Genomic DNA, 4,276 nt, shown 5'->3' on the forward strand with positions numbered 1-4,276 from the left:
GCCGAAGGCTGCGATCTTTTTATCTTGCTTATAAAAATCAAAGTCAAAAGATCGCAGCCTTCGGCAGCTCCTACAGGGGAGTGGAATACCTCAGGGAAATAGCCAGGAAGGCGAAGAATATGAAATCGATTCTGTGTTTGTTGATCGCTGCCGCTGTCGGCGCTGCGTTGCAGGTCAGCGGTGTCCCTCATGGCTTGTTGCTGGGGGCGATTCTTGTCACCGCATTGGTCGCCACCAAGTTCGGGTTTGCCCCCGCGACGCCTTATGGTTTGGGCTACATCCAGGTCACGCTGGGCATCGCCACCGGGCTGATGTTCGAGGCGTGGGACAGTGTGACGGCGTCGGCGATGTTGCCAAGCCTCGGCGTTCTGCTGATATGCCTGACCGTGCAGATTGCCCTCGCCGGATGGTGGCTGACCCGCGGCGCTGGCTGGAATCGCACCGATGCGCTGTTGGCGGTGTACCCCGGTGCATTGGCGGCGGTGTTCGATTTGCTGGAGTCGGAAAAGGCTTCGAGCAAAGTCATCATCGTGCACTTGATGCGCTTGTTGCTGATCACGCTGCTGGTGAGCTTTTTGATTCCCGGGCAGGCCTCGGTGGCGGTGGTTGAAAGCGCTCCGTTGAGCACGGGCATGGCGTTGACCGTGCTGGCGCTGATCGGCTTGAGCATCGTCATCGGGCGACTGCTGTTGGTGATCGGCGTGCCGGCGCCGTTCATGTTGACGGCGATTCTGCTGACGGCGGTGTTTGTGAAATCGGGATGGCTGCACGGCTTTCACATGCCGGACTGGAGCCTGAATCTGGCGGCGCTGATTCTTGGCGTGCGGATTGGCTCGCGCTTTCAGGGACTCGGTCTTGCGGAATTGGGGCGGCACGGGCGGACGGCGCTGGTGTCGGTCGGCTTGATGATCGTGGTGGCGGCGGCATTTGCCGAAGTGGCGGCGCGCTGGCTGGGCAGTGATCCGCTGTCGCTGTGGCTGGCGTACATGCCGGGGGCGATCGAGACGATTGCGATTGTCGCCTTCGCCGGTGGTCTGAATGTGGTGTTCATCCTGACTCACCACCTGGCGCGGATGGTCTTGCTGCACTTTGCGCCGGCGTTGTTGGTGCAGGTGCGGCGGGCGCGGGAGGAAGTCTGAAGCACATCCCCCTGTGGCGAGGGAGCTTGCTCCCGCTGGGCTGCGCAGCGGCCCCAAACCCCGATGCCGCGGTGTTTCAGGTGTACCAAAATCGCAGGTTTTGCGACGACTGCGTCGCCGAGCGGGAGCAAGCTCCCTCGCCACAAAGGTTCAGTGATCTTTACAAAGTGTGGGCGGCGAACCCTTGCTCACCCGGAGCAATATCATCCTTGAGCGTCAACGCCGGGATCTCATAATCCCCGGCATTCTGCTGCCGATACGCTATCGGCCGCGTGCTCCACAATTCATCCAGCCGCGTGCCCAGTGCCTCGCAGGTCTCGGCAAACCGCGCTTGATCCATGCGACTGGCGCGGTACACCAGGAAGGGCGGCACCACGTCGAAACCGGGGTAGAACAGCACGCCGTGCTGAATCGGAAACAGCAAATCATCAATCGGCCCGTTGATCCCGCGTGGGCTGTAGTGCGAATCCCAGCCTCCGGTGGTGACCAGCAGCATCGCACGTTTGCCTTTCATCTTGCCTTCGCCGTAGCGCTCGCCCCAGCGCGCATCGGAGTGTTCGCCGACACCGTAGGCAAACCCGTAGGCATACACGCGCTCGACCCAGCCTTTGAGAATCGCCGGCATGGTGAACCACCACAGCGGGAATTGCAGGATCAGCGCGTCGGCCCACAACAGTTTTTCCTGCTCGCGGGCGATGTCGGCGGACTGCCGGCCCTGTTGGTAAGCCAGTTTCGAATCAATCGAGGCATGGAATGGCCGGCTTTCATCGCGACCGGGGGCATCATCGGCGTCGATCGTGGTTTTCCAGTTCATCGCATACAGGTCGGAGACCTGCACGGTGTGGCCGGCGGCTTGCAGGCGCTGGACGGTGAAGTCCCTGAGCGAGCCGTTGAGCGAAGTGGCTTCGGGGTGGGCGTAGACCAGTAGCACATTCATGTGGCAACTCCTTGGTTGAATGCAGGCAGGATCAATCCTTGATCGGTATATTGGAAATGAATGTCTGATATGTCAGGTATAGCCATGAATAATTTACGACGTCTGGATATCAACTTGCTGTTGACCCTAGACGTGTTGTTGGCAGAACACAATGTAACCCGCGCCGCAGAGCGGTTGAGTCTGTCGCAGCCGTCGGTGAGCGTGCATCTGGCCAAGCTGCGCGAAATCTTCGGCGATCCGCTGTTGCTGCCCGGGCCACGGGGCATGCGGCCGACGGCGCGGGCCGATGAATTGCGCGAGCCGTTGCGCGAGGCGCTGGAAGCACTGGAGCGCGCGGTGGCGCCGGCCAGCGCGTTCGATCCGGCGCAGGCCAGGCATGTCTGGAAAGTCGCGGCGACGGATTACGGCGAATCGACAGTGGTGCTGCCAGCGCTCAGCGGTTTGCGCCTTCAGGCTCCGGGCACGCGGTTGGCAGTGCTCGATCTGATGCCGGCGCAGTTGGCCAGGCAAGCGGAGCAGGGCGTGTTTGACCTGGCGCTGCACATCACCGAAGAGGCGCCGCTGGATCTGCATCAACGGGTGCTGTTCACCGAGCATTACGTGTTGGCCGGGCGTGTCGGGCATCCGGGGTTGAAGCGTAAGCCGACTCGCGAACAGTTCTGTGCGCTGGAACACGTGATGGTGTCGCGCGAGGGCGGGGGCTTTTTCGGGGTGACCGACAAGGCGCTGGCCGAGGTCGGCCTGGCGCGCAAAGTGGTGCTGTCGGTGCCGCATTTTCTGATGGTGATGTCGGTGCTGGCGAGTACCGATCTGGTGGCGATGCTGCCGTCACGCTTGGTTCGCGACAACCCGGCGTTGCAGGTAGTCGATGCGCCGTTGCCGGTGCCGGGCTACGAAATGGCGATGTTCTGGGGCGAGCGCGCGCATCGCGATCCGGCACACAAATGGTTGCGTGAGCATCTGGCGGCGTCGGTGTGACGTATCAGGCGTGGCCCAGGGCAATCGCAAAAGACACCACGATCATGCACGCAAACGCAAAATTGAGATTCATCAGCTGTTCATCCTGAGCCGTTTTAAAGTGAGGCCATTCTGAACAGGCTGAATGCAAAGAAAAAATTCGGCATGTTGATTCCAATGATCGAAACAATTGATACCGGCCGGTTTGTGTTTGCCCAAAGCTTTCGCTAGTCTCGGCAAAACCTGCAACTACAAGCATAAACAGGCAAAACCATGCACGATCATTCGGTCACCGAACTGCCATCCCTGCGTCGGCAGAAAATCCTTCTGATCCTCGAACGCGACGGCAAGGTCATGGCCTCCGAGTTGAGCCAGCACTTCGCTGTGTCTGAAGACACCATCCGCCGCGACTTGGCCGAACTGGACCACGCCGGACTGGTGCAGCGCGTGCATGGCGGGGCGTTGCCGAGGCCCAAGGACAGCGGCAAGGATTACTTCACCCGGCTGGAAGAGACCGATGAGGTAAAAGTGCGGCTGGCGCAGTTGGCGGCGCAAAAGGTCGAGGACGGGCAGATTGTGCTGTTCGATTCCGGTTCGACCGCGTTGCAGGTGGCGCGCTCGTTGCGCGCGGATATCCAGATCACTGCGGTGACCGCCGCGCCGATGACAGCGATTGCCTTGTCGGAATACAAGGGGGTGAAAGTGATTCTGGCCGGGGGACAACTGAACCCGCGCACGATGTCGGCCAGTGGGCACGAGGCGGTGCGCATGCTGGCCGGGATCAAGGCGGATCTGGCGTTTACCGGGGTCTGTGCGATTCATCCGGAGGTGGGCATCACCTCGCTGCATTTCGATGAAGTGCCGGTGAAACAGGCGCTGCTCGACAGCGCAGCGCGGGTGATTGCGGTGACCACGGCGGACAAGCTCGGCGCGGTGGAGCCGTTTGTGGTGGCGTCGTGCACGCGCCTGCATACGCTGATAACCGAGCGGCATGTGGCGTCGGGCAGTGTCGAGGATTATCGGCGATTGGGGATTGTGGTGGAGCAGTTGCCTGATTGAGATTTGTAGTGAGGCTGCTGGCGCCTTCGCGAGCAAGCCCGCTCCCACATTTGGAATGCATTTCAATGGGGGGGGGGCAGTTGCCGGACTGAGATTTGTATAGTGAGGCGGCTGGAGCCTTCGCGAGCAAGCCCGCTCCCACAATTGGAAGGCAGTTCAATGGGGGGGGGCAGTTGCCGGCCGG

4 protein-coding genes are annotated in these 4,276 nt (G+C 61.1%); 3 read left to right on the forward strand and 1 reads right to left on the reverse strand.

Annotated features, from left to right (window positions below):
* The first annotated feature begins 119 nt into the window (after window positions 1-119).
* Window positions 120-1,139 (forward strand): AbrB family transcriptional regulator, encoded by a 1,020-nt coding sequence (locus QMX91_RS29375; protein WP_134786724.1) that lies wholly within the window; start codon window positions 120-122, stop codon window positions 1,137-1,139.
* A gap of 160 nt (window positions 1,140-1,299) precedes the next feature.
* Here QMX91_RS29375 and QMX91_RS29380 read toward each other — a convergent pair whose 3' ends face one another.
* Window positions 1,300-2,076: an NAD(P)H-dependent oxidoreductase gene (locus tag QMX91_RS29380; protein WP_223008345.1), complete on the reverse strand. Its 777-nt coding sequence runs from the start codon at window positions 2,074-2,076 to the stop codon at window positions 1,300-1,302.
* An 84-nt stretch (window positions 2,077-2,160) separates the two neighbouring features.
* On the opposite strand from QMX91_RS29380, the gene QMX91_RS29385 reads away from it, so the two are divergent.
* Together QMX91_RS29385 and QMX91_RS29390 are read left to right on the forward strand one after the other, a co-directional pair.
* On the forward strand, window positions 2,161-3,054 hold the full coding sequence (locus QMX91_RS29385) for a LysR family transcriptional regulator (RefSeq protein WP_177416196.1): 894 nt from the start codon (window positions 2,161-2,163) through the stop codon (window positions 3,052-3,054).
* A gap of 252 nt (window positions 3,055-3,306) precedes the next feature.
* Window positions 3,307-4,092: a DeoR/GlpR family DNA-binding transcription regulator gene (locus QMX91_RS29390; RefSeq protein WP_223008344.1), complete on the forward strand. Its 786-nt coding sequence runs from the start codon at window positions 3,307-3,309 to the stop codon at window positions 4,090-4,092.
* Window positions 4,093-4,276 lie beyond the last annotated feature (184 nt).

The sequence above is a fragment of the Pseudomonas sp. PS01299 genome (assembly GCF_029960145.1).
In the GTDB taxonomy this organism is placed as follows: domain Bacteria; phylum Pseudomonadota; class Gammaproteobacteria; order Pseudomonadales; family Pseudomonadaceae; genus Aquipseudomonas; species Aquipseudomonas putida_A.